The 25,985-nt window shown below is 60.4% G+C and carries 32 protein-coding genes; 15 read left to right on the forward strand and 17 right to left on the reverse strand.

Annotated elements, in window-relative coordinates:
* The first annotated feature begins 266 nt into the window (after positions 1-266).
* Positions 267-521 (forward strand): hypothetical protein, encoded by a 255-nt coding sequence (locus tag SynA1528_RS09805; RefSeq protein ID WP_186588548.1) that lies wholly within the window; start codon positions 267-269, stop codon positions 519-521.
* Between the two features lie 188 nt (positions 522-709).
* Positions 710-1,015: a hypothetical protein gene (locus tag SynA1528_RS09810; RefSeq protein WP_186586599.1), complete on the forward strand. Its 306-nt coding sequence runs from the start codon at positions 710-712 to the stop codon at positions 1,013-1,015.
* Between the two features lie 33 nt (positions 1,016-1,048).
* On the opposite strand, the gene SynA1528_RS09815 is transcribed toward SynA1528_RS09810, so the two are convergent.
* The 4 genes from SynA1528_RS09815 to SynA1528_RS09830 all read right to left on the reverse strand — a co-directional run bounded on the left by SynA1528_RS09815 (position 1,049) and on the right by SynA1528_RS09830 (position 3,546).
* Positions 1,049-1,261: a hypothetical protein gene (locus SynA1528_RS09815; protein WP_186586600.1), complete on the reverse strand. Its 213-nt coding sequence runs from the start codon at positions 1,259-1,261 to the stop codon at positions 1,049-1,051.
* 142 nt (positions 1,262-1,403) lie between these two features.
* Entirely contained in the window at positions 1,404-1,709 is a 306-nt protein-coding gene (locus SynA1528_RS09820; protein ID WP_286187807.1) for a hypothetical protein, read from the reverse strand.
* Positions 1,702-1,932 carry a hypothetical protein gene (locus SynA1528_RS09825; RefSeq protein ID WP_186586601.1) on the reverse strand — a complete coding sequence of 77 codons (231 nt, stop codon included), beginning with the start codon at positions 1,930-1,932 and terminating at the stop codon, positions 1,702-1,704. The genes SynA1528_RS09820 and SynA1528_RS09825 overlap by 8 nt, the downstream gene beginning before the upstream one ends.
* A gap of 246 nt (positions 1,933-2,178) precedes the next feature.
* A complete protein-coding gene (locus tag SynA1528_RS09830; protein ID WP_186586602.1) occupies positions 2,179-3,546 on the reverse strand; it encodes a M10 family metallopeptidase C-terminal domain-containing protein in 1,368 nt (455 codons plus the stop codon).
* 90 nt (positions 3,547-3,636) lie between these two features.
* Between SynA1528_RS09830 and SynA1528_RS09835 the strand changes: the two genes are divergently transcribed.
* Complete coding sequence (locus SynA1528_RS09835; RefSeq protein WP_186586603.1) at positions 3,637-4,431, forward strand: prohibitin family protein; 795 nt, start codon at positions 3,637-3,639, stop codon at positions 4,429-4,431.
* Positions 4,432-4,444: 13 nt separating this feature from the next.
* Entirely contained in the window at positions 4,445-5,248 is an 804-nt protein-coding gene (locus SynA1528_RS09840) for a DUF389 domain-containing protein (protein WP_286187808.1), read from the forward strand.
* A 392-nt stretch (positions 5,249-5,640) separates the two neighbouring features.
* On the opposite strand, the gene bsmB is transcribed toward SynA1528_RS09840, so the two are convergent.
* A complete protein-coding gene (gene bsmB, locus SynA1528_RS09845; RefSeq protein ID WP_186586604.1) occupies positions 5,641-6,483 on the reverse strand; it encodes a dimethylglycine N-methyltransferase in 843 nt (280 codons plus the stop codon).
* 5 nt (positions 6,484-6,488) lie between these two features.
* A complete protein-coding gene (gene bsmA / locus SynA1528_RS09850) occupies positions 6,489-7,337 on the reverse strand; it encodes a glycine/sarcosine N-methyltransferase (protein ID WP_186586605.1) in 849 nt (282 codons plus the stop codon).
* Positions 7,338-7,656: 319 nt separating this feature from the next.
* Here bsmA and SynA1528_RS09855 point away from each other — a divergent pair, with 319 nt between their 5' ends.
* From SynA1528_RS09855 to SynA1528_RS09865, 3 genes are read left to right on the forward strand one after another with little or no spacing between them, the layout of a single operon-like run.
* Positions 7,657-8,661: a quaternary amine ABC transporter ATP-binding protein gene (locus SynA1528_RS09855; protein ID WP_186586606.1), complete on the forward strand. Its 1,005-nt coding sequence runs from the start codon at positions 7,657-7,659 to the stop codon at positions 8,659-8,661.
* Complete coding sequence (locus SynA1528_RS09860; protein ID WP_186586607.1) at positions 8,658-9,572, forward strand: ABC transporter permease; 915 nt, start codon at positions 8,658-8,660, stop codon at positions 9,570-9,572. The genes SynA1528_RS09855 and SynA1528_RS09860 overlap by 4 nt, the downstream gene beginning before the upstream one ends.
* The gene (locus SynA1528_RS09865) at positions 9,569-10,537 is read left to right on the forward strand and encodes a glycine betaine ABC transporter substrate-binding protein (RefSeq protein WP_186586608.1); all 969 of its coding nucleotides are present in this window, start codon (positions 9,569-9,571) and stop codon (positions 10,535-10,537) included. Before SynA1528_RS09860 ends, SynA1528_RS09865 begins: the two co-directional genes overlap by 4 nt.
* Positions 10,538-10,547: 10 nt before the next feature.
* Here SynA1528_RS09865 and SynA1528_RS09870 read toward each other — a convergent pair whose 3' ends face one another.
* The 3 genes from SynA1528_RS09870 to psbA form a co-directional block, all read right to left on the reverse strand.
* Positions 10,548-10,754 carry a YqaE/Pmp3 family membrane protein gene (locus tag SynA1528_RS09870; protein ID WP_186586609.1) on the reverse strand — a complete coding sequence of 69 codons (207 nt, stop codon included), beginning with the start codon at positions 10,752-10,754 and terminating at the stop codon, positions 10,548-10,550.
* A gap of 46 nt (positions 10,755-10,800) precedes the next feature.
* The gene (locus tag SynA1528_RS09875) at positions 10,801-11,259 is read right to left on the reverse strand and encodes a cupin domain-containing protein (protein WP_186586610.1); all 459 of its coding nucleotides are present in this window, start codon (positions 11,257-11,259) and stop codon (positions 10,801-10,803) included.
* A 102-nt stretch (positions 11,260-11,361) separates the two neighbouring features.
* Positions 11,362-12,441 carry a photosystem II q(b) protein gene (gene psbA / locus SynA1528_RS09880; protein WP_011127848.1) on the reverse strand — a complete coding sequence of 360 codons (1,080 nt, stop codon included), beginning with the start codon at positions 12,439-12,441 and terminating at the stop codon, positions 11,362-11,364.
* Between the two features lie 183 nt (positions 12,442-12,624).
* Between psbA and SynA1528_RS09885 the strand changes: the two genes are divergently transcribed.
* Genes SynA1528_RS09885 through SynA1528_RS09895 form a run of 3 tightly spaced genes read left to right on the forward strand, consistent with a single transcriptional unit; the run spans position 12,625 to position 13,534 of the window.
* Positions 12,625-12,771 carry a YWSERL motif small protein gene (locus SynA1528_RS09885; RefSeq protein WP_186586611.1) on the forward strand — a complete coding sequence of 49 codons (147 nt, stop codon included), beginning with the start codon at positions 12,625-12,627 and terminating at the stop codon, positions 12,769-12,771.
* Positions 12,772-12,804: 33 nt separating this feature from the next.
* Positions 12,805-13,137: a hypothetical protein gene (locus SynA1528_RS09890; RefSeq protein ID WP_186586612.1), complete on the forward strand. Its 333-nt coding sequence runs from the start codon at positions 12,805-12,807 to the stop codon at positions 13,135-13,137.
* 25 nt (positions 13,138-13,162) lie between these two features.
* Positions 13,163-13,534 carry a hypothetical protein gene (locus tag SynA1528_RS09895; protein WP_286187809.1) on the forward strand — a complete coding sequence of 124 codons (372 nt, stop codon included), beginning with the start codon at positions 13,163-13,165 and terminating at the stop codon, positions 13,532-13,534.
* A 3-nt stretch (positions 13,535-13,537) separates the two neighbouring features.
* Here SynA1528_RS09895 and SynA1528_RS09900 read toward each other — a convergent pair whose 3' ends face one another.
* On the reverse strand, positions 13,538-14,449 hold the full coding sequence (locus SynA1528_RS09900) for an aspartoacylase (RefSeq protein WP_186588392.1): 912 nt from the start codon (positions 14,447-14,449) through the stop codon (positions 13,538-13,540).
* 70 nt (positions 14,450-14,519) lie between these two features.
* Between SynA1528_RS09900 and SynA1528_RS09905 the strand changes: the two genes are divergently transcribed.
* The 4 genes from SynA1528_RS09905 (at position 14,520) to SynA1528_RS09920 (ending at position 18,326) form a co-directional block, all read left to right on the forward strand.
* Positions 14,520-15,491 carry a glutathione S-transferase C-terminal domain-containing protein gene (locus SynA1528_RS09905; protein ID WP_186586614.1) on the forward strand — a complete coding sequence of 324 codons (972 nt, stop codon included), beginning with the start codon at positions 14,520-14,522 and terminating at the stop codon, positions 15,489-15,491.
* Positions 15,488-16,126 (forward strand): DUF2301 domain-containing membrane protein, encoded by a 639-nt coding sequence (locus SynA1528_RS09910; protein WP_186586615.1) that lies wholly within the window; start codon positions 15,488-15,490, stop codon positions 16,124-16,126. The genes SynA1528_RS09905 and SynA1528_RS09910 overlap by 4 nt, the downstream gene beginning before the upstream one ends.
* Entirely contained in the window at positions 16,123-18,024 is a 1,902-nt protein-coding gene (locus SynA1528_RS09915) for an ABC-F family ATP-binding cassette domain-containing protein (RefSeq protein ID WP_186586616.1), read from the forward strand. Before SynA1528_RS09910 ends, SynA1528_RS09915 begins: the two co-directional genes overlap by 4 nt.
* 83 nt (positions 18,025-18,107) lie before the next feature.
* On the forward strand, positions 18,108-18,326 hold the full coding sequence (locus SynA1528_RS09920; RefSeq protein WP_186586617.1) for a CP12 domain-containing protein: 219 nt from the start codon (positions 18,108-18,110) through the stop codon (positions 18,324-18,326).
* 48 nt (positions 18,327-18,374) lie between these two features.
* On the opposite strand, the gene SynA1528_RS09925 is transcribed toward SynA1528_RS09920, so the two are convergent.
* Positions 18,375-18,557, reverse strand: coding sequence for a hypothetical protein (locus SynA1528_RS09925; protein ID WP_186588393.1), 183 nt, complete (start codon positions 18,555-18,557; stop codon positions 18,375-18,377).
* Between the two features lie 95 nt (positions 18,558-18,652).
* Positions 18,653-19,645 carry an Obg family GTPase CgtA gene (cgtA, locus tag SynA1528_RS09930; protein WP_186588394.1) on the reverse strand — a complete coding sequence of 331 codons (993 nt, stop codon included), beginning with the start codon at positions 19,643-19,645 and terminating at the stop codon, positions 18,653-18,655.
* A 58-nt stretch (positions 19,646-19,703) separates the two neighbouring features.
* Here cgtA and SynA1528_RS09935 point away from each other — a divergent pair, with 58 nt between their 5' ends.
* A complete protein-coding gene (locus SynA1528_RS09935) occupies positions 19,704-20,927 on the forward strand; it encodes an ABC transporter ATP-binding protein (RefSeq protein ID WP_186586618.1) in 1,224 nt (407 codons plus the stop codon).
* Here SynA1528_RS09935 and SynA1528_RS09940 read toward each other — a convergent pair whose 3' ends face one another.
* From SynA1528_RS09940 to SynA1528_RS09960, 5 genes are read right to left on the reverse strand one after another with little or no spacing between them, the layout of a single operon-like run.
* On the reverse strand, positions 20,928-21,092 hold the full coding sequence (locus tag SynA1528_RS09940) for a hypothetical protein (protein WP_186586619.1): 165 nt from the start codon (positions 21,090-21,092) through the stop codon (positions 20,928-20,930). It abuts the gene before it with no gap.
* A gap of 22 nt (positions 21,093-21,114) precedes the next feature.
* Entirely contained in the window at positions 21,115-23,553 is a 2,439-nt protein-coding gene (locus SynA1528_RS09945) for an endonuclease MutS2 (protein WP_186586620.1), read from the reverse strand.
* Positions 23,516-23,896 carry a VOC family protein gene (locus SynA1528_RS09950; RefSeq protein WP_186586621.1) on the reverse strand — a complete coding sequence of 127 codons (381 nt, stop codon included), beginning with the start codon at positions 23,894-23,896 and terminating at the stop codon, positions 23,516-23,518. The genes SynA1528_RS09945 and SynA1528_RS09950 overlap by 38 nt, the downstream gene beginning before the upstream one ends.
* Before the next feature lie 49 nt (positions 23,897-23,945).
* Entirely contained in the window at positions 23,946-24,947 is a 1,002-nt protein-coding gene (hemB, locus tag SynA1528_RS09955; protein ID WP_186586622.1) for a porphobilinogen synthase, read from the reverse strand.
* Positions 24,948-24,986: 39 nt separating this feature from the next.
* The gene (locus tag SynA1528_RS09960; protein WP_186586623.1) at positions 24,987-25,958 is read right to left on the reverse strand and encodes a DnaJ C-terminal domain-containing protein; all 972 of its coding nucleotides are present in this window, start codon (positions 25,956-25,958) and stop codon (positions 24,987-24,989) included.
* Positions 25,959-25,985: the final 27 nt, after the last annotated feature.

Here is a 25,985-nt window from a genome sequence, read left to right on the forward strand (position 1 = left end):
TGGCTATCTCCAGCATCTGCACTGGCATCTGAATGCGTGACCATCTCGAGCAACAGTGATCCGAGTCGTGGTGACGTGGCATGTAAGCGTGTGGCCAGAAGCAGCACCAACGGGATCGGTTTCTGGCGTTGCTGCCGTGATCAATCTCAATAAATGCGTGTTCCATCGACTGTGCTCAGCGGAATTGTTCGCACTGCCGACAAGCAACCCCTCAACACCTTAACGAATGAGGGCTGTTGAGTTATAATACTTCTAGAAAGAACAACATGAAGGACATCAAAGACAATCCTCTCTCATTTGCTGCCAAAGACGCAAAGAAGATTCAGCACCAAAGGCAAGCGGAAGCGTTTTTCCGGCAGGCACAAACCGTGATTGTGACGCAACAGGATTGGCAAGCCTGTGGATCCCTCATTCTCAAGGGCCTAGCCGAAGAGCGTAAAGCCATGAATTCAGGCGTTCAGGTGCTGAACGTGATTCGCCAACGACCCAAAACACGTCTTGAATTCAGTTTTCGCAGCTGACTGCCCCCCTAATATCGCTTGGTCTTCATTTACACCAACGGGATATATCAAAACAACCGCAATTCAGGGTCAAGATAAAAAAATTGACACCAGTGATTACAGCACCTCACAAAGCCAGTGTGATTAAATTATGTGTCAAGGAATACTTTCAATAACTGGAGTGCCTGACAAGGTAGTGCCATCCAAGAATGAACAATGGCAGCGAAATTTCTGACAATATACGCGTGATCTGCAAGGAAGGTTGTGAGGAGTCATTTGTTGCCGCCACGGAAGCCTGGATCAACCCTGATGGAATGCTGGATGCTTATTGGGCGAAAACTGGAGAGCGGAGCTACTGCTTCGTGGGTCTCTGGGAAAGTGAAGAAAAGCTTGTGGAAGCCCGACCACAGATGATTCAGCACCTCAACGAGGTACGAGATTTCCTACAGGAACTCTCGCCAGAACTTGGTGTAACGGATCCCGTTTCAGGTGCTGTGGTGACCCATAAGGAGTGATTGACAACGGCCTGTCCGCGGACCCATCACCATTCACCCCACCGGCAAACCAATGATCAGATTGCTGGGCCTGAATGCCGATGAAATCAACTTTGCTTTGCGGTCCTTCGCCGCAAAAGTTGTTCTGTTCTGGTTGGTTGAACTGCTGATCTGCAATTTGGACCACAAACGTGCAATTTGTGCTGTTGTTGGACGAGGTTTTCTCCCCTGTCTTTTCAGTTTTGCCGTTATGGATTGGCTGATCATTCCCCGAATGCGACGCAGACTCAGGAAGTGATCCTGGACGTACGCCCATGTCAATTGAAACCTTGGAGCAAATCGTGGCTGTGCTGGTCACAGCAGGGCTCGTCGCGGGAAATTTCCTGATGTTCACCCCCTGGCGCGATGGTCAGGACCCGCGTGAGCTATCGGCGAAATGGGATGTGACCAAGCCCTGCAAAAGCTTGAGTGACTCCAGAACCTCCAAGCGTTTCTGGGCCTGAGCCAGCATCGGCTTGCCGTGGGGGACGCAGGACTCAATCAGGGATGCCGCCTCCGAAGCTTCCGCCTTGACCCAGCTCAAGCAGCGATCAATCTGCTGCGCCACATCCCCCTCATGGAGAGCTCCGGCGTAGTTCGGTCCGGCGATGGCCAGAAGCAACGTCCTGACGGCCTGCTCGGTGGTTTCCTGAGTCGGGTTGAAAGAGTCAGTCATCAAACACCGTGATGCCACTGGCCTGTTCTTCGAGATGGGCCGCTCGATCCAGCACCGCCTTGAGCACCTCCTCCGCGGCTGGATCCAGCCGGAGTTGCTGCAGGGTGAAGGCCACATCCCGCGTTGAGGTCAAAACTGCCGGTGAAACCTGTTCGAGGGGAATGGCCGGCCCTCGGCGGCGGCGTTTCGTGTGCTCGGCCTGCGTCCCCGCATCCTTTGCCATCCCCACTTCAGCCAATACATCAATTATGACCCTTGTCCAAATGTGTCCTCGAGCACAGAAGGTGGCACAGTGATGGGAATGGATCATGAACCGAATGATGCTGAGCAGCCCTGCGTCGGAAACGCGCCAGTGCAGCAACTGCGGAAAAACGCTTTCGCTCAATTTCTTCGCACTGGACACCCGAGAATGCAGGCGCTGTGAAGCACAGCGGAACAGCCAGATGGAAGAAGCCCTCCAGCAGTCGGCCTAGAGCCCCTCGAAGACCGTGAACAGAGCGTGGCGTTGCAGATCCAGATCACTGACTCCTGGAAGCTGCGCCACCACCCGACCATCAACCAACACCTGGCTGCCATCTCCACTGGAATCGAGCGTCACGGCAGTGGAGTCGACATCGAACACCAGCCGATCCTTGCGTCTGTGGAAGTCGGTGACCTCCACAAAGGCACCGGCTTGAGCTGAAATCCAGAACTGATCCCTCCCTTTGCCGCCGGTGACCCGGTTGCCACGGCCACCTCCGGCAACCAACACATCAGAACCTTTTTTTCCCTTCAGCCGATTGTCAGCTTCGTTGCCAATCAGGAGATCATCTCCCTTTCCTCCGATGGCAATTTCAATCACACAAAGCCCTGCAGGCTGGCCGAGGTTGGTGCCATCCCAGTCGTGCGCGATGGTGAAACCACCGAAGACACCGTCAACGCGGCTGACGTACCCGCCGGCATTGACGTCTTCGCCGAGGGTCGCGTTGCGCAGATCGATGGTGACTGGAGCTGTGGCACCAGCGGCTGTGATGCGGTCCACCCCGCCGGTATCCCAGATCGAACGCCAGCCTGTTCCCTCACGGTTTTCCAAAGGCAAGACATAGGTGTCGTTGGCGGAGGCAGCGTTAGAATTGACTCCGTACATCCATTGCAAGGCAGCAATGTCCAGTGCCCCAGGCGTCTGAAGAAAGCCGTAGGCCTCCTTGGATTGCGGGACAATTCCATTTCGGGCCCCCTGGTCGACGTAGCTGAGCTGAGTGAAGGGGTGGGCGTTCTGATCGAAATCGCCTTTGTCGCGAAACTCGTTCGACTTGCGCGTTAACCCAGGGAAGCGGGGCTGATCAAGCAGGCCTTTGTCGTGAGGATGCTTCAGGCCGACGGCATGAGAAAGCTCATGCAGAAACGTGATCCCGTAAAAGCTGCCGGAGGCAATCGAATCTTTGAAGCTGCCATCAGCGTTCTGGTAGGTCGACCAGTTGATGGCCACCAACCCCTCATCCGAGTCGCTGCCGGGGGTGTATGCAAAGCCGTAACTGTCGTCCGACTCCCGTTTGTCGAGGTTGTAGTACCAGATCTCCACATCATCGTCGTTGTCATCACCGCGATCGGTGAACTGAAGGGCACACACCGCTGAAATCTCAGCCATGGCCTGCTCCATCAGCTGACGTTCTTCGTCGCTCCAGCCCCAGGAGGGGTAGCCCCCAAATTCGCCACCCTGGAGTGCAGAAGTATCGCTGATGAAGGTGTAGCCGACAGCAGGATCGATGGTCGACGTTCCCCAGCGGTAGCCGTCCGTCAGCCCATCAATCCAGGCATTGCCTGACCGTGGCACTTCAATCGCAGTTTGGTAAGCCAAGAGTGAGCCGAAGAACTTGGTGTCGATTTAGTGCCAGAGCCAACAGCAACCCGCACGACACGACATCATCTTGGCAATACACCTGCTGCCATGCAGACCCCCCGTTCAATCAACGACCCTTCCACTGGTTTGGTGAGTCTGGTCGCCATTCTGCTGAGCGTGCTGCTGCTTCTGGGTCAGTCCCTGTTCATTGTTCCCGCTGGGCAGGTTGCGGTGGTCACCACCCTTGGCAAGGTGAGTGGAGGATCACGTCTGCCCGGCTTGAATTTGAAGATCCCCTTCGTGCAAGCGGTGTCTGGCTTCGATGTCCGCACACAGGTGAGGCCTGAGGAATTCGCCACCCTGACGAAGGATCTCCAGGTGATCGAAGCCACGGCAACCGTGAAATACGCCGTTCGCCCCGACGAGGCCGGTCGAATCTTTCGCACCATCGCCGGCAACGATCGTGAGATTTACCCCCGCATCATTCAGCCCTCGCTGCTGAAGGCTCTCAAGTCGGTGTTTTCGCAGTACGAGCTGGTGACAATCGCCACGGAGTGGAACGACATCTCATCATTGGTCGAACGCACGGTGGCTGAGGAACTCGACAAGTTCGATTACGTGGACGTGCGTGGCCTCGATCTCACGGGTCTGCAAATCGCCGAGGAATACAGAGCAGCCATCGAACAGAAGCAGATTGCCGAACAGCAGCTGCTGAGGGCTCAGACGGAAGTGAAGATCGCTGAGCAGGAAGCCATCCGTTACGACACGCTGAATCGCAGCCTGGACGAGCAGGTGCTGTTCAAGCTCTTCCTGGACAAATGGGACGGCCGTACGGAAGTGGTTCCGGCACTTCCCGGGACAACCGGAGGAATTCCTCCCGTCATCGTTGGTCGCAAGAGTTGAAGATCTCTTAAATTTGACGGGCGATCAACAACGTCTTTTAGAAGAATGCGATCGTCTTGACGAGCTTCATCGCAGTTACGACGGCGACGCCAGGCTGATCGCCACCCTCGGGCTGTTGGCTGATAACGCCGCTGTGGTGATCGGAGCCATGGTGGTGGCACCCTGGATCCTCCCCCTCCGAGTCGCCGTCTTCGCCATCCTCGTCGGCGACTGGCGATTGCTTCCCCGTTCCGCCCTCACCCTGGTGGCAGTTGCCATCGTGACGGTGCTGCTGTCGATGTCACTTGGGCTGATCGCTCAGGCCAACGGCCTGTTGATCGTGGATTCCTTCACGGGCGTGGATGACTTCACAGGGGAAATCCAAAGCCGATTAACGCCGACGCTCCTGGATCTCGGCATCGCCCTCGCCGCCGGCGCCATCGCCACCTACGCGAAAGTCAACCCTGGTGCGGTGAGTTCCATGGCCGGAACGGCGATTGCCGTGGCCCTGGTTCCCCCGGTCTGCGTGATGGGGCTCATGCTGGCAGCGGGTGACTTCACAGACGCGCGGGGGGCCGGACTGCTCTATGCCGCCAACCTGCTGGGCATATTGATTGGGGGCATATTGATTGGGGGCATCTCGGTGCTGGCCATTCGGGAGCCCTATTTCCGAGACAAACTGCGCCGACAGCGACGTTCGCGGTTGCCGCTCCTGCTGGCCTTGGCTCTGGCCAGCTGGGTGGGTTCAAGCTCTATGGCCGCTATGAACAACACCTTTATGCCGTTAAACGGGACAACGCCAAGGTCAGGATCGAACAGGATATCAGCGCATATTTAAAGCAGCGAACCCAGATCTTCGGCAGCAATGACTCCCTGGAACTGGAAAACATTCTGTTTGACTGGCCGGATTACTGGAGCAGCAATCAAACGCCGAAAATTTTATTGGTCGTTCGCGTGACTAATCCGACCACCCCCAGTTACAAACAGGTTCAGATCATTCAAGACCGTATCAATAAAAGACTATGCGAGCAGTTTGACGGTCTGAAAATGCAAATGGAAGTACAGCGCATCAACGTCACAACGTCACCGTTGTTTCTGGCAGTGAAGTGATGGATAGCGTCAACATCAAGGACATCCTTGATCAAGTCGAATCTCCTGAGGAGACGCTTCAATCCAATCCGTCACCCCAAGATGCTGCAACAGAGTCAGAGATCAGCACCACCCCTTGAATCAGTCGGTTTTGCGCAAACGCATCAAACCCCAGCTGAGACGTCCCTGCTGGCCACCCTCCACCCAGTGGCCAAGGCCCACATCCATCCGGTCCAGATAAGCGGAACTGATGCTCGCTTCCAGTTCTGCGCGGCGTGAACGGGTGTCCTGACGCACCCGGTCGTAGTGCCGCACCAGCATCTCGGTGCGTTCATCCCACACCTCCAGCGTCAGACCAACCGCCTCACCCCAGGCCTTGTAACGGGCTGGAGAGGCAAGGTCCGGCAGGTGAATCCGGTCAAGGATCGGCTGAAGCAATCCCATCTCCACACCGTCCGCTGCCATCGGGTCGGTGAACACGAAACAGCCTCCAGGCTTGAGAAGACGGGACACCTCGGCCAAAACCTTGGCTCGATCACCGGCATGCAGGATCGCATCCTGACTCCAGACCAAATCAGCACTGGCATCAGCCACGGGCACCTGCTCAAAGGAGGCATCGTGCACCGTGATCTGCTGATCCAAACCGGCGTCAATGTTCAGCTGCCGATGGCGATCGTTCTCCACTGAGGAAATGTTGATGGCATGAACCGATCGTTCACTCCAGCGGGCCAGGCGCCGTGATGCTCCACCATAACCAGCCCCGAGATCCACCACACATCCGCCCTGGGGCAGGGTGTCGGCCAGATCAAGCAGGGCATGCACAGTGCGGTCACTGGCCGTGGCGATGGCCTCATCGAACGTTGCATACAAACCGATATGAATGTCCTCACCACCCCAAACCAGTTCGTAGAACCGATCAGCGTCCTGACTGTCGTAGTAAGTCGCGGCGACGGAATCCGCTGCTGAGCCGTTCGTTGTACTCATCAGCCTCAGTGCATGGTGGCGTCAACGTCGAAGCGATATTCCTTCTCTGCGACGTGTACATAAAAATCGGGATTTTCAAAGTCCCGCTGATAGTCACCGAAGCTGCTGATCTGCTGGAAGCCCACTTCAGACATCAGACGGCGTACATAGCCATAGCGCAACGGGAACATGTTGAGGTGATAAACCCCACCGTCACTGAAGGAGTAGCGGAAGCGCGCCAACCCTTCATCAATATGTTCCGGGCCAACTTCCACATCCTCACCGCAGTACACATTGCCTTTCCCCTGCCGGACCGCGGATCCGCCCTCGAGCAATCGGTCGTAATTACGGTGGTCGAGTATCAGAATGCCGTTGTGTTTGAGAACGGCGTAATACTCTGCCAGGGCTTTGCGCCGATCCTTCTCCTTGAAGAGATGGGTGAATGAATTACCCAGACAGATCACGGCATCGTATTCACCGTGGATATCTCGGTTGAGGAAACGCCAGTCCGCCTGAGAGGTTCTCAGCAACTGATTGCGGTTTCGCGCATTGCGGAATGCTCGGGCCAGCATGTTGGGACTGCCATCAGCACTCACCACATCAAACCCTTCTTCCAGCAGTCGGATTGAGTGAAACCCGGTGCCCGTCGCCACATCCAACACCGAACGGGCACCGTGCTCCTTGAGCAGACGAATAAAGAAGTCGCCCTCGGCCTTAGCCCGTGCATTCCAATCGATCAGCCGATCCCAGCGATCGGTGAAGTCTTCGATGTACTCCTGCTGGTAGTGATCCGTCTCGCGAACCGACTCAGGAGAATCTCCAAAACGCTGCTGATCGTCCTGGGCCTGCAAAGGATGGTTCTGCGTTGACGTCATTCCGAATCCATTCAAAGTTCAAACAGACTTCTTAAAATTCACCAGGGCAAGGTCTATTCCTACCCCAACAAACAAAATGAAGTCTTGGTGATCTGCAATCACATATTCCAATGATAGACACTGACAGAGCAGTTGTCAGTGATTGAGAAAACAATCTGCCATCAGCAGCACAGGACAAACCCCAAGATCCGCTGCCCCGCAGTCAGACCCAGAGAATATTTCAACATTCAGAACCCCGCCTGGTCAGATCGCCACCCCGCAAGCGGTGGCGCCGCTCTGACCAGCATGCCTACCCTTTCAGAAGCGGAACAGGCCTGGCATGGATGAGCCGATCCGCCTCCGGCAGGTGTGGAAATCCTTCGGTGGTCGACCGGGTGCTTCGCCATCCGAACTTCTCCGCTCCTCTGAAGCGCGAGTCGCCGTGCAGGACGTTTCCTTATCGGTCAGGACCGGAGAAATCTTCGTGGTGATGGGGCTGTCCGGATCCGGGAAGTCCACCCTGCTCCGCATGATCAATGGTTTGATCGCCCCCAGCCATGGGGTGGTCGACATTGAAGGCCGATCGCTGCAGCAGTTCAGCCGAAGCGAACTACAGGCCCTCAGACGCCGCAGCATGGCAATGGTGTTCCAATCCTTTGCTCTGTTCCCGCAGCGCAGTGCCCTCGAGAATGCGGCCTTTGGCCTTGAGGTAGCCGGTATTCCCCGCCGCCAACGCCTGGCCAGGGCCCAGCAGGCGCTGGAGCGGGTTGGCTTGGGTCAAGACCTGCACCGAAAGCCTGATCAGTTATCCGGCGGCATGCGTCAGCGGGTTGGCCTGGCGAGAGCTCTGGCGCTGGATCCACCTGTCCTTTTGATGGATGAAGCCTTTTCAGCGTTGGACCCGCTGATCCGGTCCGACATGCAGGATCTGTTGCTGGATCTGCAACGGGAACACCGGCGAACGATCGTCTTCATTTCCCACGATCTGGATGAAGCTGTTCGGATCGGCGATCGCATCGCGTTGATGCAGGACGGACGCTTGCTGCAGTGCGATGCCGCGGAGACGCTGTTTCGCTCCCCAGCGGAACCGGCCGTGGCTGAATTTTTTCGTGGTGTTGATCCCGCTGGCGTCCTCACCGTCGGAGCCATCGCAGATCCATCGGCACCATCGGTGAAATGGGATCCAACGAATCCTGACCTCACCGTGCTCTCCTCAACGATGCTGATCAAGGAGGCAATCCCGATCGTCACCGCAGCCAACGGACCTGTGGCAGTTGTCGGCCCCGATCACCATCTGATCGGGGCGGTGTCGCCGAACACCATCCTGCGGGCGCTGAGTCGATGAATTTTTTCTCAAGTCAACTTTGGCTGGCCCAAGCCAGCACGTCCGGAGCCGTAGGCGCAGCAGCGGACAGCACCGTCAGCTGGCTGCTGGGAAACGGTGGTGCCCTGTTCAGCCTGGTTAACACCACAATCCTGACGCTGACGGGATTCTGCGAACAATTCCTCAACGCTCCATCCCCATGGCTACTGGCTCTGGTGGTGGCACTGCTGGGGCTCTGGCGGGTCAGTGCCAGCTTCGGCCTGCTCAGTCTCCTCGGTCTGAATCTGGTCAAGGCCATGGGCCTGTGGGAGCCGATGGTCAGCACCCTCGCCCTCGTGCTGACCGCCTCCTTGTTGGCCCTCACCATCGGACTTCCCCTGGGGGTTCTGGCCGCCCGTCAACGCAGCATCTGGCAGCTCACCCGTCCGCTGCTTGATCTGATGCAGACCATGCCGGCCTTTGTGTACCTTATTCCCGCCGTGATGCTGTTCAGCACGGGCGCCGTGCCCTCAGTGATCGCCACATTGATCTTCTCCATGCCACCGGTGGTGCGGCTCACTGTTCTGGGCATCCGCCAGGTGCCGGCGGATCTCATCGAAGCGGGGCGATCCTTCGGCTGTTCCGAGTGGCAGTTGCTCACCAAGGTGCAGCTGCCGAATGCCCTGCCAACACTGATGACCGGCGTGAATCAGACGATCATGCTGGCGCTGTCGATGGTGGTGATCGCCTCGATGATCGGTGGAGGAGGACTTGGTGATGTGGTGCTTCGAGGCATCCAACAGTTGAACATCGGCCTCGGCTTCGAGGGCGGTCTGGCCGTGGTGATCCTCGCGGTGATCCTGGATCGGCTCAGCCAGAGCCTCAGCACGCCCCCCGCCACATCCGTACGTGTTCGTGTCCGCAGCCTGGTGAACCTCTGGAGACTCCCATGAACAAGCTTCAGCTCTGGCGACGACGCAGTGTGCTTCTGGCGGGTCTTGGCTTGGCCGGTGCCTCCCTGCACAACCTGGCGCGCCGCCCCGATACCTCCCCATCCAACCTGGCGACGGACACCCCTCCATCAACGTCACAAGTCGAATCGCCTGACGACGACAGCTCTGCCGATCAACCTTTGAAACTGGGCTGGTCTGCCTGGGCCGATGCCGAGGTGGTGAGCCTGATGGCCGCCAAGCTGATCGAGTCCGAGCTCAATCAACCGGTGGAACGGGTGATGGCTGACATCGGCATCCAGTACCAATCCGTGGCTCGCGGTGATCTGGACCTGATGCTGATGGCCTGGCTGCCAGGCACCCACAGGGATTACTGGAGCAAGGTGCGTGACCGGGTGCTGGATCTCGGGCCGATGTACTCCGGCCGGCTGGGGTGGATCGTGCCCGACTATGTGCCGAGGGAGGCGATCTCCAGCATTGAGCAACTCAAGGACCCAAAGCTGGCTGCTCGTTTTGATGGACGCGTTCAGGGCATTGACCCAGGGTCAGGGCTCAACCAGGCCTCTCTGGATGCCCTCAAGCAATATGGATTATCCTCGATTCAGCTGGTGGCCTCCAGCAGCGCAGCCATGGCTGCTGTTTTGGCCCAGGCGATCGAAGAGCAACGCTGGCTGATTGCCACGAGCTGGACTCCTCACTGGATGTTTGCCCGCTACAAGCTGCGCTTCCTCGAGGATCCCAAAGGCAGTTTCGGAGGAACGGAACGCATCCATGCGGTGGCCCGACAGGGTCTGGACCAGCGGCATCCTGCGGTGACAGCGTTCCTCAGCCGCTTTCATCTCCCCGATCGCGACCTGGATGGCTTGCTGCTGCAAGCGCAGGAGTCATCAGCCGAGGCTGCGGTGGCGACCTACCTGGACCGCCACCCCAACCGGATCCGCTACTGGACAACGGGTGAGATCAGCTGATGTGGGCCATTCAGCGCCTCGTGAGGATCACAAACAAGGCATGAATCACCGCGGCTGGCCACATGCCGAACAACACCGGAAAACCAAGCCCTCCCACCGCAAAGAGGTAAATCACCAGATTGATCCAGAAGGGTTTCGTTAAGCCCACCTGGGTGAACACCCCGAGGGGCGGGATGAACAGGGCGATGATGACGCGGAAGATATCGCCGCAGGTCATGGCTGTTTCGATCACAACTCCCGCTTGGTAGCAAGATCACCACGGATTAGATGAGGCGTTCATCGATCCCCTTGGGCCATTCAGATCGCGCTCGGTCGCGCAGCATCTCGAAATCGTCAAAGCTGAACCCTGGACCGACACAACAGCTCACCAGACTGAAGTCTCCCTGACTGCGGGCTGCCATCCAGACCCCCGCCGGAACCCAGGTCACCGGCTGATCAGCGCTCACCAACTGTTCACTGGATCGATCAGCACGATCGGAGTGCTGAAACAGGCTGAGGGGGGCACCACCGAGGAAGGTCCAGATCTCATCACCACCGTGAACGCAGTGCCAGCGACTTACATCGTCTGCGGCCAGCAGAAACAGCACGGTTGTGATCGCACTGCGTTGTTCACCATCGGGTCTTGTGACCTGAATGGAACTCCGCTGCATTTCCCGATACCAACCGCCTTCGGGATGAGGTTTCAGCCCCCAACGGGACACGAGTGCATCAACGGAATCCAACGCTGATCAGAACGCAACTTGGCAACACTTGCACAACAAAAAGCCCCCTCCTCGGAGGGGGCTTTCCGATTCAGTTGATCTGAATCGTTTGTTGATTCCAGATCAACCGATGGCAGGAGCTTGCAGAGCCACAGGAGTGGACTCAGCAGCAGCCAGGTCGAGGGGGAAGTTGTGAGCGTTGCGCTCGTGCATCACTTCCATACCGAGGCCGGCACGGTTCAACACGTCGGCCCAGGTGTTCAGGACGCGGCCCTGACCATCAAGGATGGACTGGTTGAAGTTGAAGCCGTTCAGGTTGAAGGCCATGGTTGACACGCCCAGGGCGGTGAACCAGATGCCGACAACAGGCCAGGCAGCCAGGAAGAAGTGAAGGCTACGGCTGTTGTTGAAGGAGGCGTATTGGAAGATCAGGCGACCGAAGTAACCGTGGGCAGCCACGATGTTGTAGGTCTCTTCCTCTTGGCCGAACTTGTAGCCGTAGTTCTGGGACTCGGTCTCGGTGGTTTCACGCACCAGGGAGGAGGTCACCAGGGAGCCGTGCATGGCGGAGAACAGGGAACCACCGAACACACCTGCAACACCCAGCATGTGGAAGGGGTGCATCAGGATGTTGTGCTCAGCCTGGAACACCAGCATGTAGTTGAACGTGCCGGAGATGCCCAGGGGCATGGCGTCAGAGAAGGAGCCCTGACCGAAGGGGTAGACCAGGAAGACTGCAGAGGCAGCAGCGACAGGTGCGCTGTAGGCGACGCAGATCCAGGGGCGCATGCCCAGGCGGTAGGAGAGTTCCCACTCACGACCCATGTAGGCGTAGATGCCGATCAGGAAGTGGAAGACGACGAGCTGGAAAGGACCGCCGTTGTACAGCCACTCATCGAGAGAAGCGGCTTCCCAGATGGGATAGAAGTGCAGGCCGATGGCGTTGCTGGAAGGAACAACAGCACCGGAGATGATGTTGTTGCCGTAGATCAGGGAGCCAGCGACAGGCTCGCGGATGCCATCGATGTCAACCGGAGGAGCGGCGACGAAAGCGATGACGAAGCAGATGGTGGCAGCCAGCAGGGTGGGGATCATCAGCACACCGAACCAACCGACATACAGACGGTTGTTGGTGGAGGTGACCCACTCGCAGAAGGCCTGCCAGCTGGAAGCGCCGGAGCGCTGCTGGAGGGTGGTGGTCATGAGAACGGAAAGAAGTGTTCCCGAAGGAACGGTTTAAGGAAGGGCAGGGACGCCCTGCCTCACACCAATGTAACGGAAGGTTGAGAGGTGTGTTCGGTTATTGCGCAATGCGTTTTCGACAGCCCTGCCAGGGACTGGGCAGCACAGAAAGACTTAAGATTCTGTTGCTGTCCGGAGCCCGTTTTGGTCCTGATCCGCTGGCTCCACGCTGGACGTCGTCTCGAGGAAACGGTTCCTCTCGAGCACGCCCGTCACAGGCGCAACGAACTGGAGGCCCAGGGAGCCACTATCTACTGGAGCGAGAGACTGGTCTCGACCGGCCTCAGCTGAGACGCTGAAGGGAAGACAACGTCCCTGCGTCGGATGAAACGCCATTTTTTCTCCTGGCCACTCATGGCAGTGGCTTGCCTGACCATCAGCGGCTGCGGCGCACGGACGTCGCCCTCCAGCGGCGATCAGGCCAGCCAAGCGGCACTGGAGCGGCTGGAACTGCGGGTGAATCAACTGGAGCGAAAACTCAGCTCCAGAAATCCTGGCAACGCTGAACTCGATCAGAAAGTACCTGCCGGCCCACTTCAGTCCCTCACCCTGCGTCTGGGAACTGACGATGATCGATTGCGGCTGTACTGGGCAGATGGTCAATCCAGCGATCTGCTCTGCAGTGAAGAAGGCAGGGGTGTCTGGGCCTGTGGCTAATCCCTTCTGCGCTGATCAGAGTGGAGTGGCACCCATTGCGATACCGATGCGCCTGTTCAGCCTTCTGCTCACAGGGATGAGCCTGGCTGCCCCTCTGGCTCAGGCCCAAACCCCCTACACCCATGCCCAGACCAAAGCTGCCAACTTCGCCAGGATGCGAGCCGAGAAACTGAATGGAGGTCTGCGTCTATACCGGGCTGACCGTTGCATGTATGTCACCCGGGGGGTGGACTGCCTCCTCTCAGCCGACGCCAACGGCTATCGGTTCCTGTTCAAGGGAGGCGCACCGGGCTGGCAACAGCAAACTCCTCCGGCCCCAACCGTCGAGACCGAAGTGCTGGTTTCCATCGACGGCGATGAGATCCTCGATGTTCCCTACAACGGGTCGCTGCGCTGAAGCTCAGGTCATCAGCTGAGCCAGAGCTCGGCCCCAACTGGAATCGAACGGCCAGACCTCTCGGCGGGTCATCGAAAAGGCGATTCTCTTCTCGGCATAGGCCGCCTCGTTGATGAACACCGGCCAGGCCTCTCCTCGGTCCAGCGCAAAGGGCACCGTCTCTCCACAGGGCAGTTCAAACGCTGCGGCTCCACCACGCAAAGGCTGCCAGTCCTGTCCCTGCAGCTGAGGGTGAACCATGGCAGCCAGGCGATTGCGTTGATCACGCGGGAGATCCACACTGCCGATGTGACGATGCACCACAAGGCTGTGGGGATCACGGCCTCGCCCCGCCCTTGCCGCGGCCAATTGCTGAAGACAGGTTTCAAGGGCGATCCGGGTCTGACGCACCACCCGAGCGTCCAGAACGCCCTGCGGCACGGGCCCCACTTCGATCACCAGTCCGCAGGGCCATTGCTCCACCAGAAATCCGGTCTGGGCCGCATCGGCCTCATGGAGGTAGACCGGCAGTCCAAGGGCCCCTTGCACCCGTGCCGCCAAGGCCAGATCGGCGGGACGGCGGCCGTACACCACCAGACAGTTGCCCATCGCCGCTGTTGTGCTGTGCAGATCCAGGGCCACCCGACAGGGGGTCGCGCTCTCAGGGCCATGCACCGCGAGAAGCTGACGGGCACGCTTCCGTTCCACCTCCTGCCCCCTCTGATTCAACAGATCCGGTGTGAAGCAGCGGTTGAGATCACGGTCGATGTAGCGACGGTTGACGGCGCGCGCTTCGGGATTGCCGATCTCCAGGGCAAGCGACAGTCCAGCGGTGTCCAGCAGAGCCGGCTGCTCACGCCACTGGTCGACCAGCCAGGCCCCATTGACTTCATTCCCATGGGTGCCACCCACCACCAGCACATCGCAGCCGGCCATCACGACGCTTGGAAACCGAACTGACTGAAGCATGGGAACCCGCAAGACTGATGCCAACGGCAACTGAGCCATGGCCATTCCCCCGGCTCTTGTGATCGCTGCCCGCCAGGGCTGGCGATGGCAATGGCAGCGCTTGATGGGAGGCCTTGGCCCGGCTGATGCGGAAGGGAATTACCGACGACCGAGCAGCGATCACCTCAGCGCCACCCTTCCCCCCTCCATCGAAGCCACGCTTCCGGAGCAGCGCCGACCCTTGCTGATCCTTGGGAGAAGTTGTCCATGGGCCCATCGCACCTGGCTGGTGCATCGACTGCGGCGGCTCGACAGCAGCCTCACCCCGCTGATGGCGACGGCTGACTATCATGCCGGCCGCTGGCAACTGAATCCTCCCTGGCAGGGATGCCAGACCTTGCTGGAGCTCTACCGGCGCTGCGGTGCGCCCCCCTCGTACCGGGCCACCGTGCCGGTGCTGGTGGATCCCAGCGGGCCTCGGATCCTCGGCAATGAAAGCGCCCAGTTGGTGGAGCTACTGAACCAATGGCCCGCACCGGCTGAGGCACCGGATCTGGCACCAGAGCAGTTGAAGGATGACATCGACCGTTGGCAATCACTGCTGCAACCGGCCGTCAATGACGGGGTGTACCGCTGCGGGTTCGCCCGAACACAGGCGGCCTACGACCGCGCCGAAACAGATCTCTTCAGTGCCCTTGAACAGGCGGAGCAAGCCCTTGAGGATGGGCGCTCCTGGTTCTGCGGCGATCAGCTCACCCTGGCGGATGTTCGCCTGTTCCCCACCTTGATCCGCTGGGAGCTCGTCTACGCCCCTCTGTTCGGTTGCAGCCGCCGCCCCCTTTGGCAGTACCCCAATCTTTGGCGTTGGCGGCAGCGCTTCCACACGCTTCCTGGAGTGAACGACACCTGTGATGCCGAAGCCTGGCGCCACGATTACTTCGGGGCTTTGTTCCCCCTGAATCCCGGCGGAATTGTTCCGGCCGGCCCTGAGCTGAGCACACTGGTCCATGCCGGCATTCCAAGGCCATGACAACGGCTGATCCGCAATTTGAAGGGGTCTACGGCCCTTACTCGATCACCGAAACCGACCGCCGGGAGGTGCAGCGCTACCGCCTGGCATTGCTGACCACCGGTCTGGCGCTGCTGGCGGGGGTCCTGCATTGCTGGCTGCTGGGCGCCCGCTGGGCCTGGCTCTGGATCCTGCCCATGAGCACCGGCCTTGGACTGGCCCTGCTCTGGATTCACATCTACCTCCGGCCTCTGCACCGGGCGCTTCAGCTGTTCTGGTTTGTGGGCTGCATCGGCTGGGGCATGCTGCTGATCAGTGCAGGGCCGACCCATGCCCTGATCACCGTGGCGGATCAACCGCTCTGGATCCTGGCGATCGGCCCCCTGTTCGCCGCCCTGGCAGGCATCGGCTTCAAGGAGTTCTTCTGCTTTCAGCGCCCTGAGGCGATCGGCCTCACCCTGCTGCTGCCACTGGCTCTTCTGGGGCAACTGCTCGGCCTGACCAATCCCCAGCTCTGCCTCACCTTGATGGCAGTGGCGGCTGCTCTGCTGGTGGTTCTCGCCCTGCGCAAGTTCGGGATGGAAGCCGCCGCCGATGTGGGCGATAAGACCGTGTTTGCTTATCTAGACGGTCAACGTCCCGAGCGCACCTCGTGAGTCTGATCAGCCTTGTGGGTGCTGCCAAGGACTTCGGCATCCGCACCCTGTTTGCCGATCTTGAGCTGCACATCGGTGAGGGGGAACGGTTGGGGCTGATCGGCCCGAACGGGGCCGGCAAATCGACCCTGCTGAAGGTGCTGGCGGGCAGCGAACCTCTGGGGGCAGGAGAACGGCGCTGTTCTCCGCGGTTGCGGGTGGAGCTGGTGGGTCAGGAGAGTCGTGTCACCCCTGGCCTCACCGTGCTGGAGCAGGTGCTTGAAGGATGCGGTGCCAAGAGGGATCTGCTGCTGCGCTTCAGCGCCCTCAGCGATGCGGTGGCGGCGGCCCCAGAGGACGAAACCCTGCTGGCCGAACTGGGCCAGCTGAGCCAGCGCATGGACGATGAGGAGGCCTGGAGCCTCGAGCAGCAATGCCGTGAAGTCCTGCAGAAGCTGGGCATCAGCGACCTCCAACGTCCGGTGGCGGATCTGTCTGGGGGCTATCGGAAGCGGGTTGGCTTGGCCTCCGCCCTGGTGGCCTGCCCGGATGTGCTGCTGCTGGATGAGCCCACCAACCATCTGGATGCCGCCGCTGTGGAGTGGCTGCAGAGCTGGTTGGACCGCTACCCAGGGGCCCTGGTGCTGGTCACCCACGACCGCTATGTGCTCGATCGGGTCACCACCCGCATGGTGGAAGTGGACCGCGGCCGGGCCCGCACTTACCAGGGGAACTACAGCACCTTTCTGCAGCACAAGGCAGATGAGGAGGCCTCGGAAGCGTCCTCCGCCGCCAAGTTCCGTGGTGTTCTGCGGCGGGAGCTGGCCTGGCTCCGGCAGGGACCCAAAGCCCGCAGCACCAAACAGAAAGCACGCATCCAGCGCATCGAGGCCATGCGCGAGGCACCCGTCCAACAGGGGCGCAAAACCCTGGAGATGGCCAGCGTCAGCCGCCGCATCGGCAAGCTCGTGATCGAGGCCGAAGCCGTGGGGGTGACCGCCGATGGTCATCCCGAAGGACGATCGCTTCTGCGGGACTTCAGCTACAGCTTCAGCCCGGAGGATCGCATCGGCATCATCGGGCCGAACGGCAGTGGCAAATCGACTCTGTTGGATCTGTTCGCCGGTCGGCGCCAGACCACCTCTGGGATGTTGCGGCTCGGAGAGACCGTCCACATCGGCTACCTCGACCAGCACACCGAGGCTTTCACCGCGGGGAAGGGACTTCAACGCAAGGTGATCGAATTCGTTGAGGAAGCCGCCAGCCGCATCGAAGTTGGCGGTGAGCAGATCACCGCGTCCCAACTGCTGGAACGGTTCCTGTTCCCCCCGGCCCAGCAGCACAGCCCCCTGGCGAAGCTCTCCGGCGGTGAGCGTCGGCGTCTGACCCTGTGTCGGATGCTGATCCAGGCCCCGAATGTCCTGCTTCTGGATGAGCCGACCAACGACCTCGACGTTCGCACCCTGAGCGTTCTGGAGGACTTTCTCGAGGACTTCCGGGGCTGCGTGATCGTGGTGTCCCACGACCGTTACTTTCTCGACCGCACCGTCGACCGTCTGTTCTGTTTCGAGGAGGGTCGCCTCCAACGATTCGAAGGCAACTACAGCGCGTTCCTCGAACAGCAGCGTCAGCTGGAACGGCAACGAACGTCAGCGACGGCTCCAGCTGCCAGGGGAGACGCCCACCAAACCAAGGCAAAAGCAGCAGGTCCGAGACGTCGCAGCTTCAAGGAAACCAAGGAACTGCAGCAACTGGATCAGCGCTTACCTCAACTGGAACAGCACAGAGCCGCTCTGGAGGAGAAGATAGCTTCCAATGGAACGGATCTCTCTGAGCTCAGTGTGGAACTGGCGGAGCTGATTGCCACCATTGAGGCCGCTGAAGAGCGATGGCTGGAACTCAGCGAGCTTCAAGACTGATGTCAGCGAACGGTTGAAAAGGACGTCTCAGGAGCAGGAACTGGTTATCGGCCGTAAGGTGATGAAGGCAGAAAAGTGTTCCCATGAAATCGATCGACGAGCACATCCAGAAGGACAAAACCGACATCGAAGCGGCCAAGGCAGCTGGCGATGAAGCCAAGGTCCGCCATCTCGAGGGTGAACTTCATTCGCTCGAGGAATACAAGGAGCACAACCCCGAGGACAAGCACGACCCCACTCCCCTGGAGTTGTATTGCGATTCCAACCCAGAGGCTGACGAGTGTCGCGTTTACGACGACTGAACCCCACTGCGAGGGGGATGAGCCAACTCAGCCCCCCTTATCCATGACTCAATACTCCTCGTTGTAATCCGAGGGGCTGCCGGTGAGGCTGCAAACCACAGCTTCTTCGTTCTTCATGGCCTGCACCTTGGCGATGGGGCGGCCCATGCGTTTGAGCACAGCAACGTCCAGTTCGGTCTGACAGCGGGCGATGACAGATCCCTTGTCATCCAGGCAGGTGTAGAAGGTCATCACAGGGTGGTGGATCACCATTCCGTTATGGCGATGTCTGGGGACATTCACAACCACCGATGTGGTTGCCGACACGGATGAAATCCGATCAGTTCCTAAGGAATTCCGAGTTCCTTCCAGACCCGTTCCAGCAGATGATCAAGATTGGCCCCCATCGCCGCTGAAATGCAAAGTGGCGAGCGGCCACTGGTTTCTTCCAGCTCACGACTGAGTTCCTGTCGTTGCTCATCGAGCAGCAGTTCCTGTTTGTTCAGCACCAACAGCCGTGGACGATCCACCAGGCCATGGCCATAGGCCTCCAATTCCTTTTCCACGACACGCAGATCGCCGACGGGATCATCAGCTCCTGCATCGACAACGTGAATCAGGAGCCTGGTGCGCTCGATGTGACGTAGAAAATCGTGCCCCAACCCGGCGCCCTGGGCAGCACCGGCAATCAACCCAGGGATGTCGGCAAAAACGGTGCCATCTCCACTGGGTCGTCGTACGACGCCGAGATTGGGCACGAGGGTGGTGAAGGGATAGTCGGCGATTTTGGGGCGAGCTGCCGACAGCACAGCGATCAGGGTGCTCTTTCCGGCATTGGGCAAGCCGATGATTCCCACCTCCGCCAAAAGCTTCAGTTCCAGCTGTAGGGGCCATTCCTCCCCATCCCGCCCTTCAGTGAATTTCTCGGGCGCACGGTTGCGATTGCTGAGGTAATGGGCATTGCCCAATCCGCCGCGGCCGCCGAACGCCACGGTCAAGCGTTCACCGGGCGCGGTCAGATCCCCCAGAAGGATGCCGGTGGTGAGATGTCGCACCTCGGTTCCGCACGGGACATTGATCACCAGATCCCGGCCGGAGGCTCCCGTGCACTTGTTCGGGCCACCTCGCCGGCCATCATCCGCAGCGAACAACCGCTTGTATTTGAAGTCGAGCAGGGTCTGAAGGTTGCTGTCCGCCTCCAGCACCACCGGTCCGCCATGGCCACCGTCTCCTCCGGAGGGGCCACCAGCCGGGACGTATTTCTCCCGACGAAAGGCGGCGATGCCATCTCCACCACGCCCCCCGCGCACCGTGATCCGTGCCTGATCAATGAATTGCACGGCGCCACGCGTTGGATCCAACGAACAACCCTAGGATTCGGCCGCTGCAGATCAGCCGTTGGCCGGCGTCCGTTTCGAAGCCCTCAGCAAGACCTACCCCGGACGTCGTGGATCGGCCCCTGTTCAGGTGATCCGCGATCTGGACCTCAGCATTGAGGACGGAGAGTTCCTGGTGCTAGTGGGACCGTCGGGTTGTGGGAAAAGCACCTTGTTGCGGCTGCTGGCGGGCTTGGAACGCCCCACGGCAGGCGAAATTGTCATCGGCGAGCGGTCCGTGAGCCAGGTGAGGCCTGGTCGCCGCGATGTGGCCATGGTCTTCCAGAGCTACGCGCTCTACCCCCATCTCAGCGTGAGGGACAACCTCAGTTTCGGCCTGCGGCGCAGCCGCCATCGCAGCCTGCCCCAGCAGTTTCAGGATCAGCTCACTCAGTTCAGTCGTCGATTTCCCGCCTTCCTCAGGGTGCGATCTCCACGAGAGGACTTGATTGAGCAGCGTGTTCAATCGGTCGCCCAGGCTCTGGAACTGGAACCACTGCTGGACCGTCTGCCCAAGGAGCTCTCCGGCGGGCAGAAGCAACGGGTCGCCCTGGGTCGGGCCATGGCGCGCAAGCCGTCGGTGTTTCTGATGGATGAACCGCTCAGCAACCTGGATGCCAAGCTGCGCAACAGCACCCGAACCCGCATCGTCGATCTGCAGCGGGAGCTGGGCACGACAACGGTCTACGTCACCCATGACCAGGTGGAAGCCATGACCATGGGGCACCGCATCGCTGTGCTCAATCAGGGGCGCCTGCAGCAGCTCGGCACCCCGATGGACCTTTACCAATGGCCGTCAAATCTGTTTGTGGCTCAGTTCATCGGCAGTCCACCGATGACGATGCTTCCTGTGGTGATCGGCCCTGGCTCCACTTTGCTTCTTGGTCCGAAACGCCTGTCGGTGGAGGGCCCTGTGGCGGCAGCCCTGCCCGCACTGGAAGGCCAGACGCTGACGGCGGGCCTGCGACCGGAGGGTTGGCGTGTGGCGCCGGCCACCAACCGCAACCTGCCGGCGACGGTGATCCACCGCGAAGTGCTGGGCAACGAGCAACTGATCAGCTGTCGCCTGCACGATGGTGACCATCTGGTGCAGATTCGAGCCACCCCCGACGTCAAAGCCGTTCCCGACGATGTGCTGCATCTGGATCCAGAGCCCTGTGGCTGGCGGCTGTTCGACACCGATGGAGAGGCGATCACATGCCGGGATCCCCTGGCTGACGGTCCAAAGCTGCCCGAGCTGAATTGATCAGCGCTCCATCAGGTTGTAGGCCCCGTTGGAGTCGTCGTCCTCCTTACAGACTTCCTGGCCGGACACCGTCTGATTGGTCTGGCACTCAGCACGGCTGAGCGGAGGGACACCCAGGGCAATGATCAGCAGGATCAAGGCCACCGACAGCGGGTTGTTCAACACGGCTGCTCGACAGAAGTCGCCCTCAACGTACCCACACCACACTGCAACCGACTCCGCCATCCCCCTGCTCCGCGTCGGTGACACGCTCGACGTAGGGAACCGTCTCCAGCCAGGCCCGCAGACCCCGCTTGAGCTTGCCGGTTCCAATGCCATGGATCACCCACACCGGTCCCGTGGCCCCTCGCAGCTGTACCTCCACAGCGGCCTCCGCCTCGTGCACACGCATGCCGCGCACATCGAGCGTGTTCCGGCTGGTGCGCACCTGGGCCCCGGATCCGGGATTGGTCCGAGCCTTCACCTTCACCACCGGTTGGGGCGGCGGCTCCGGTTTGCGGCCATCCAGGCTTTCCACTCCCGAGAGCTCCACCGTGCTGCGCATCACGCCGCAGCGCACGGTGAGCTGACTGCCGTCGTCCGAAATCGCCAGCACCTCCGCCGCCTTGCCAAGGGCCAGAAGCCTGATTCGCTCCCCTGGCACAGGTCGCCATCCCGGCAGGGGCTGGCGGCGCTCTTGTTCGGGGCGGTAACGGTTCTCCAGCCTGCGCAGGCGCTGTCCTGCCTGACGTGCTGTTTCGCCATCAGCGCGGTCATCCCTCAGGCGCCGGATCAGGGATCTCACCTCCTTCTGCCCATCCCGGATCGAGCGTTCCAGCCGTTGGCGCCCCTGCTCCTGTCGCTCGGCCGACTGCTGTTTCTGTTTCTGCCATCGCTGGAGCAGTTCGTCGTGGAGCAGCTCCGTGCGGGCCAGCAGAGCTGCGGCATCCTCCGCCGCCGCCTGCTGACGCTGCCGCTGTTCCTCCAGACCACGAATCACGCTGTTCACCTCACCATCGGCCGCGGGTGCCAGCAACTGGCGTGCCTCGTCCAGCACGGCGGCATCAAGACCGAGCCGGCTGGCAATCGCCAGGGCATTGCTGCGACCAGGGATTCCCCAGAGCAGCTCATAGGTGGGGGACAGGGTCTCAGGGTTGAAGGCCACCGAGGCGTTCTCAAAGCGGGGATCGTTGTATTTGAGCGCCTTGAGTTCGCCGAAATGCGTGGTGGCGATGGTGAGCCGAGCACGATCGGCCAGAGCCTTGAGCAGAGAGCTCGCCAGGGCCGTGCCCTCACTGGGGTCGGTCCCGGCCCCCACCTCATCGAGCAGCACCAGGGCTGGCGCGGGACCGGACTGCAGCGCCTCCAGAATCCGCCCGATCCGCTTGATGTGACCGCTGAAGGTGGACAGGCTCTGTTGCAAAGACTGTTCATCGCCGATGTCCGCCAGCACCTGGGCACACCAGGGAAGAGTCGGCATCCCGGCACAGGGCAGCAGCAACCCCGCCCGGGCCATCAAGGACGCCAGACCGATGCTTTTGAGGGTCACCGTTTTGCCGCCGGTGTTCGGACCGGTGATCGCCACCACCCGCAGGTCAGCGGACACCTCCATGGAGATCGGCACCACCGCGGGCCCGCCTGAACGCTTGTGCTGCCAGACCAGCAACGGATGCCGCAGGGTCTCAAAACGGAAGGGTGCTTGTGGGGAGGCCTCCAGGCGTGGAGCGGTACCGCCGAGGAAGCGGCCGTAACGGCCTCGGGCCAGGGCCAGATCCAGCTGCAGAAGGATCCTCACCAGTTGTGTGAGCACCGGGTGGTCCTCCGCCACGAGTGCGCTGAGCTCGCTCAGCACCTTGCGCTCCTCCTCCCGTATCCGCCCCTCCAGATCGGTCAGTCGATTGCCGATGCTGAGCACGGAACGGGGTTCAACGAACACCGTGCTGCCTGAGGCCGAACTGTCATGGACCTGACCTGGCACCTGTGCGACGGCACCAGCTTTGACAGCCAGCACCGGGCGTCCATGGCGTTGGGCAATCACGCTGTCCTGCAGGAAGGGAGCCAGACGTCGCAGCAGCTCCTGCAGCTTGTCGCGGCGGTCCTGGCGCAGGCCCTGCCATTGCTGACGCAATCCCGCCAGGGGGGCACTGGCCCGGTCGGCAATGCGACCGCCCTCCTCGATCGCGAACTTCAGCCGCTGCTCCAGCTCCGGCAAGGTCACCATCGTGTCGATCAGCGCCGAGCAGACGGGCCTGATGTCAGGCTCATCGATCTGACGGCGCAGGCGACGGGCTGCGGCCAGGGTCTCAGCCACCGCCAGCAGTTCCTCTCCCGAGGCCACGCCTCCTTTGCTGCAGCGCAGCAGCATGGGCGTCAGATCTCGGACCCCGCGAAAACTAATGCCGCCTTCGGTCAGGTCATCGAGCACCGCCATCTCCACGGTCTCCGTTTGCCGCTGCTTGCTTGCTTCAAGGCTGTCAGGCAGCACAAGCGAGCGAGCCGCATCACGACCCATACCGGTGGAGGCGAAGCTCGCCAGGTGGTCACAGACCCTGGGCCACTCGAGCAGCTCCAGGGTTTCCTGAACAGCCTGTTCGTTCCCCGTCGTGGGGTCAGCGACAGTTGGAGGGAATGCCACCGGGGGGTTCATAGAGCATTTCCAGCCAATTGCCTTCGGGATCTTTGAGGTAAAAGGATGCGGTGCCGTCCCGGTGATCGTGCACAGCACCGACATGCACGCCCTCGGACTTCAAACGATCGTGCACGCGATCCACATCAGCACGGTCCTTGAAGTGAAAGGCGAAGTGGGGGCCGGCAGCCTTGTACCCCGGTCCGAGCAATGCCAGGCCGTCCCGGCCCTCACCAGCCTCCAGGTAGCACCAATCATCGGCTTTCCAGACGAGGTGCATCCCGAGGCCCTCGTAAAACGCGACGGCTCGGGCCACATCCTGGACGCGGATGGCGACGTGACCAAGACGATCAACCGTTGTCATCTGCAGCCGGCGACAGTGTGCATTCTGAAGTGTTGAACGGCCGGATCGCTCAGCCCTGGCGCAGCCATTCAGCAGCATCACAGGCGTGATACGTGAGGATCAGATCAGCACCAGCCCGCTTGAAGCTCAGCAGCGTTTCCAGCACCACGGCCCGCTCATCGATCCAACCGCGTTCAGCAGCAGCTTTCACCATCGAATACTCACCACTCACGTTGTAAGCGGCGATCGGCAGCTCCGTCTCCTCGCGCAGACGATGAATGATGTCCAGGTAGGCCAAACCTGGCTTCACCATCATGATGTCGGCGCCTTCCTGCTCATCCAGCTGGGCTTCGGTGATGGCTTCCCGGGCATTGGCGGGATCCATCTGATAGGTGTCTTTGTTGGTGGGAATCGGCTTGCTGCCCGCCGCACGGGGGGCTGAATCCAAAGCTTCACGGAATGGCCCGTAGTAAGCCGAGGAGTACTTGGCGGTGTAACTGATGATGCCGACGTGCTCGAAGCCTTCGTCGTCCAGGGCTTCACGGATGGCCCCAACACGGCCGTCCATCATGTCGCTGGGGCCGATCAGATCGGCACCGGCTTCGGCCTGAACCACAGCCTGTTTGCAGAGCAACTCGATCGTTTCATCATTGAGCACGACTCCCTCAGAGCTGACGATGCCGTCGTGGCCATCACAGGAATAGGGGTCCAGCGCCACGTCGGTCATGATCGCCATCTCGGGGATGGCTTCCTTGATCTGGCGGATGGCTCTGGGAATCAGGCCATTGGGGTTGAAGCACTCAGCGCCATCCTCAGTTTTCAGGCCTTCAGCGACCTTGGGGAAAAGGACGATGCAACGCACCCCAAGGTCCCAGGCGCGCTGAACTTCCCCGGTCAGGGCCGCCAGGCTCCAGCGGCTTGCCCCTGGCATGGCACCAATGGGTTCCACATCCGCACCCTCCTGGACGAATAACGGATAGATGAAATCAGCTGCAGACAGATGATGCTCACGCACCATGGCGCGTAGGGCGGGCGTACGCCGCAGACGTCGGGGGCGGTAGGTGAGCTCCATCGGGATCTTGATCCAGGCGGAGATCGTACGGCTGAAGCCTCAGAAAGCTGCAGAGCGCAACCAGTCGTGACGTGGATTCTCGGAGCGTTGCTCACGCAACTTGTTGAGCAACGCTTGTTCCTCTGCACTCCAAGTGGAGGGCATCCTCAGGGCAAGCGTCAACAACAGATCCCCGCGCCGTCCTTTCAGCGGCCAGCCCTTTTCTTTCAGGCGCAGGCTGCGGCCGGGAGCCGTCCCAGCGGGAATGGCAACCTGTGCTTCGCCATCGGGGGTCATCACCGTGACGGTGGCCCCAAGGGCCAGCTCATCAATGCTGACGGGAAGATCCGCCTGGAGTTGATCTCCATCCAGCCTCCAGACCGGATGCTCCTTCACGTTGAGGTTGAGATAGAGATCCCCTCGGCGGCCGGTTCCCGGCTGCAGATTGCCCTTCCCTTTCAGCCGCAGGCGCGAGCCGTTCTTCACCCCAGCAGGAATGCGCACCTGCACCCGTTCGTTGTTAACGGAGAGAGCACGTTCACCACCTCGGAACGCCTCAGCAAACGAAACGCTCACGGAGGCTTCCGCGTCCAGATTCACTGGGTTGCGGGGGGAGGCATTACCCCGTGGAAAGCCACTGCCTGCAAAACCACCACCGGGGAAACCACTGCCCTGAAAGCCGCCACCGGCGCCGGGTCCGCCGAAACGGCCGAGCAGATCATTAATGAAATCGTCAAAATTTCCGTACCGACCGAAGTCCACATCCATACCAGGCCCCGCAGCCCCTGAAGCTCCGGCCTGGTTCCAGTACTGACCGAATTGTTCGTAACGACGACGCTTTTCGGGATCAGACAACACCTCATAGGCCTCACTGATCTCTTTGAAGCGTGCTTCAGCGCTGGCATCTCCCGGGTTCACATCCGGGTGGTACTGACGGGCAAGTTTGCGGAAGGCGCGCTTCACCGCGTCGCTATCGGCACTGCGGTCGACCCCCAGCACCTGGAAATAATCCTTGTAACCGCTTCCCGCCATGGTTTTTGAGACCTAATGACCAGTCTC

Origin of the sequence: Synechococcus sp. A15-28, assembly GCF_014280175.1 — a bacterium.
In the GTDB taxonomy this organism is placed as follows: Bacteria; Cyanobacteriota; Cyanobacteriia; order PCC-6307; family Cyanobiaceae; genus Parasynechococcus.

Coding starts and splice junctions, on each gene's coding strand:
- SynA1528_RS09805 (WP_186588548.1), top strand. CDS start 267: ATGAAGGACATCAAAGACAATCCTCTCTCATTTGCTGCCAAAGACGCA.
- SynA1528_RS09810 (WP_186586599.1), top strand. CDS start 710: ATGAACAATGGCAGCGAAATTTCTGACAATATACGCGTGATCTGCAAG.
- SynA1528_RS09815 (WP_186586600.1), bottom strand. CDS start 1,261: ATGATCAGCCAATCCATAACGGCAAAACTGAAAAGACAGGGGAGAAAA.
- SynA1528_RS09820 (WP_286187807.1), bottom strand. CDS start 1,709: ATGACTGACTCTTTCAACCCGACTCAGGAAACCACCGAGCAGGCCGTC.
- SynA1528_RS09825 (WP_186586601.1), bottom strand. CDS start 1,932: ATGGCAAAGGATGCGGGGACGCAGGCCGAGCACACGAAACGCCGCCGC.
- SynA1528_RS09835 (WP_186586603.1), top strand. CDS start 3,637: ATGCAGACCCCCCGTTCAATCAACGACCCTTCCACTGGTTTGGTGAGT.
- bsmB (WP_186586604.1), bottom strand. CDS start 6,483: ATGAGTACAACGAACGGCTCAGCAGCGGATTCCGTCGCCGCGACTTAC.
- bsmA (WP_186586605.1), bottom strand. CDS start 7,337: ATGACGTCAACGCAGAACCATCCTTTGCAGGCCCAGGACGATCAGCAG.
- SynA1528_RS09855 (WP_186586606.1), top strand. CDS start 7,657: ATGGATGAGCCGATCCGCCTCCGGCAGGTGTGGAAATCCTTCGGTGGT.
- SynA1528_RS09860 (WP_186586607.1), top strand. CDS start 8,658: ATGAATTTTTTCTCAAGTCAACTTTGGCTGGCCCAAGCCAGCACGTCC.
- SynA1528_RS09865 (WP_186586608.1), top strand. CDS start 9,569: ATGAACAAGCTTCAGCTCTGGCGACGACGCAGTGTGCTTCTGGCGGGT.
- SynA1528_RS09870 (WP_186586609.1), bottom strand. CDS start 10,754: ATGACCTGCGGCGATATCTTCCGCGTCATCATCGCCCTGTTCATCCCG.
- psbA (WP_011127848.1), bottom strand. CDS start 12,441: ATGACCACCACCCTCCAGCAGCGCTCCGGCGCTTCCAGCTGGCAGGCC.
- SynA1528_RS09890 (WP_186586612.1), top strand. CDS start 12,805: ATGAAACGCCATTTTTTCTCCTGGCCACTCATGGCAGTGGCTTGCCTG.
- SynA1528_RS09900 (WP_186588392.1), bottom strand. CDS start 14,449: ATGGCCGGCTGCGATGTGCTGGTGGTGGGTGGCACCCATGGGAATGAA.
- SynA1528_RS09905 (WP_186586614.1), top strand. CDS start 14,520: ATGGCCATTCCCCCGGCTCTTGTGATCGCTGCCCGCCAGGGCTGGCGA.
- SynA1528_RS09910 (WP_186586615.1), top strand. CDS start 15,488: ATGACAACGGCTGATCCGCAATTTGAAGGGGTCTACGGCCCTTACTCG.
- SynA1528_RS09920 (WP_186586617.1), top strand. CDS start 18,108: ATGAAATCGATCGACGAGCACATCCAGAAGGACAAAACCGACATCGAA.
- SynA1528_RS09925 (WP_186588393.1), bottom strand. CDS start 18,557: ATGACCTTCTACACCTGCCTGGATGACAAGGGATCTGTCATCGCCCGC.
- SynA1528_RS09945 (WP_186586620.1), bottom strand. CDS start 23,553: ATGAACCCCCCGGTGGCATTCCCTCCAACTGTCGCTGACCCCACGACG.
- SynA1528_RS09950 (WP_186586621.1), bottom strand. CDS start 23,896: ATGACAACGGTTGATCGTCTTGGTCACGTCGCCATCCGCGTCCAGGAT.
- hemB (WP_186586622.1), bottom strand. CDS start 24,947: ATGGAGCTCACCTACCGCCCCCGACGTCTGCGGCGTACGCCCGCCCTA.
- SynA1528_RS09960 (WP_186586623.1), bottom strand. CDS start 25,958: ATGGCGGGAAGCGGTTACAAGGATTATTTCCAGGTGCTGGGGGTCGAC.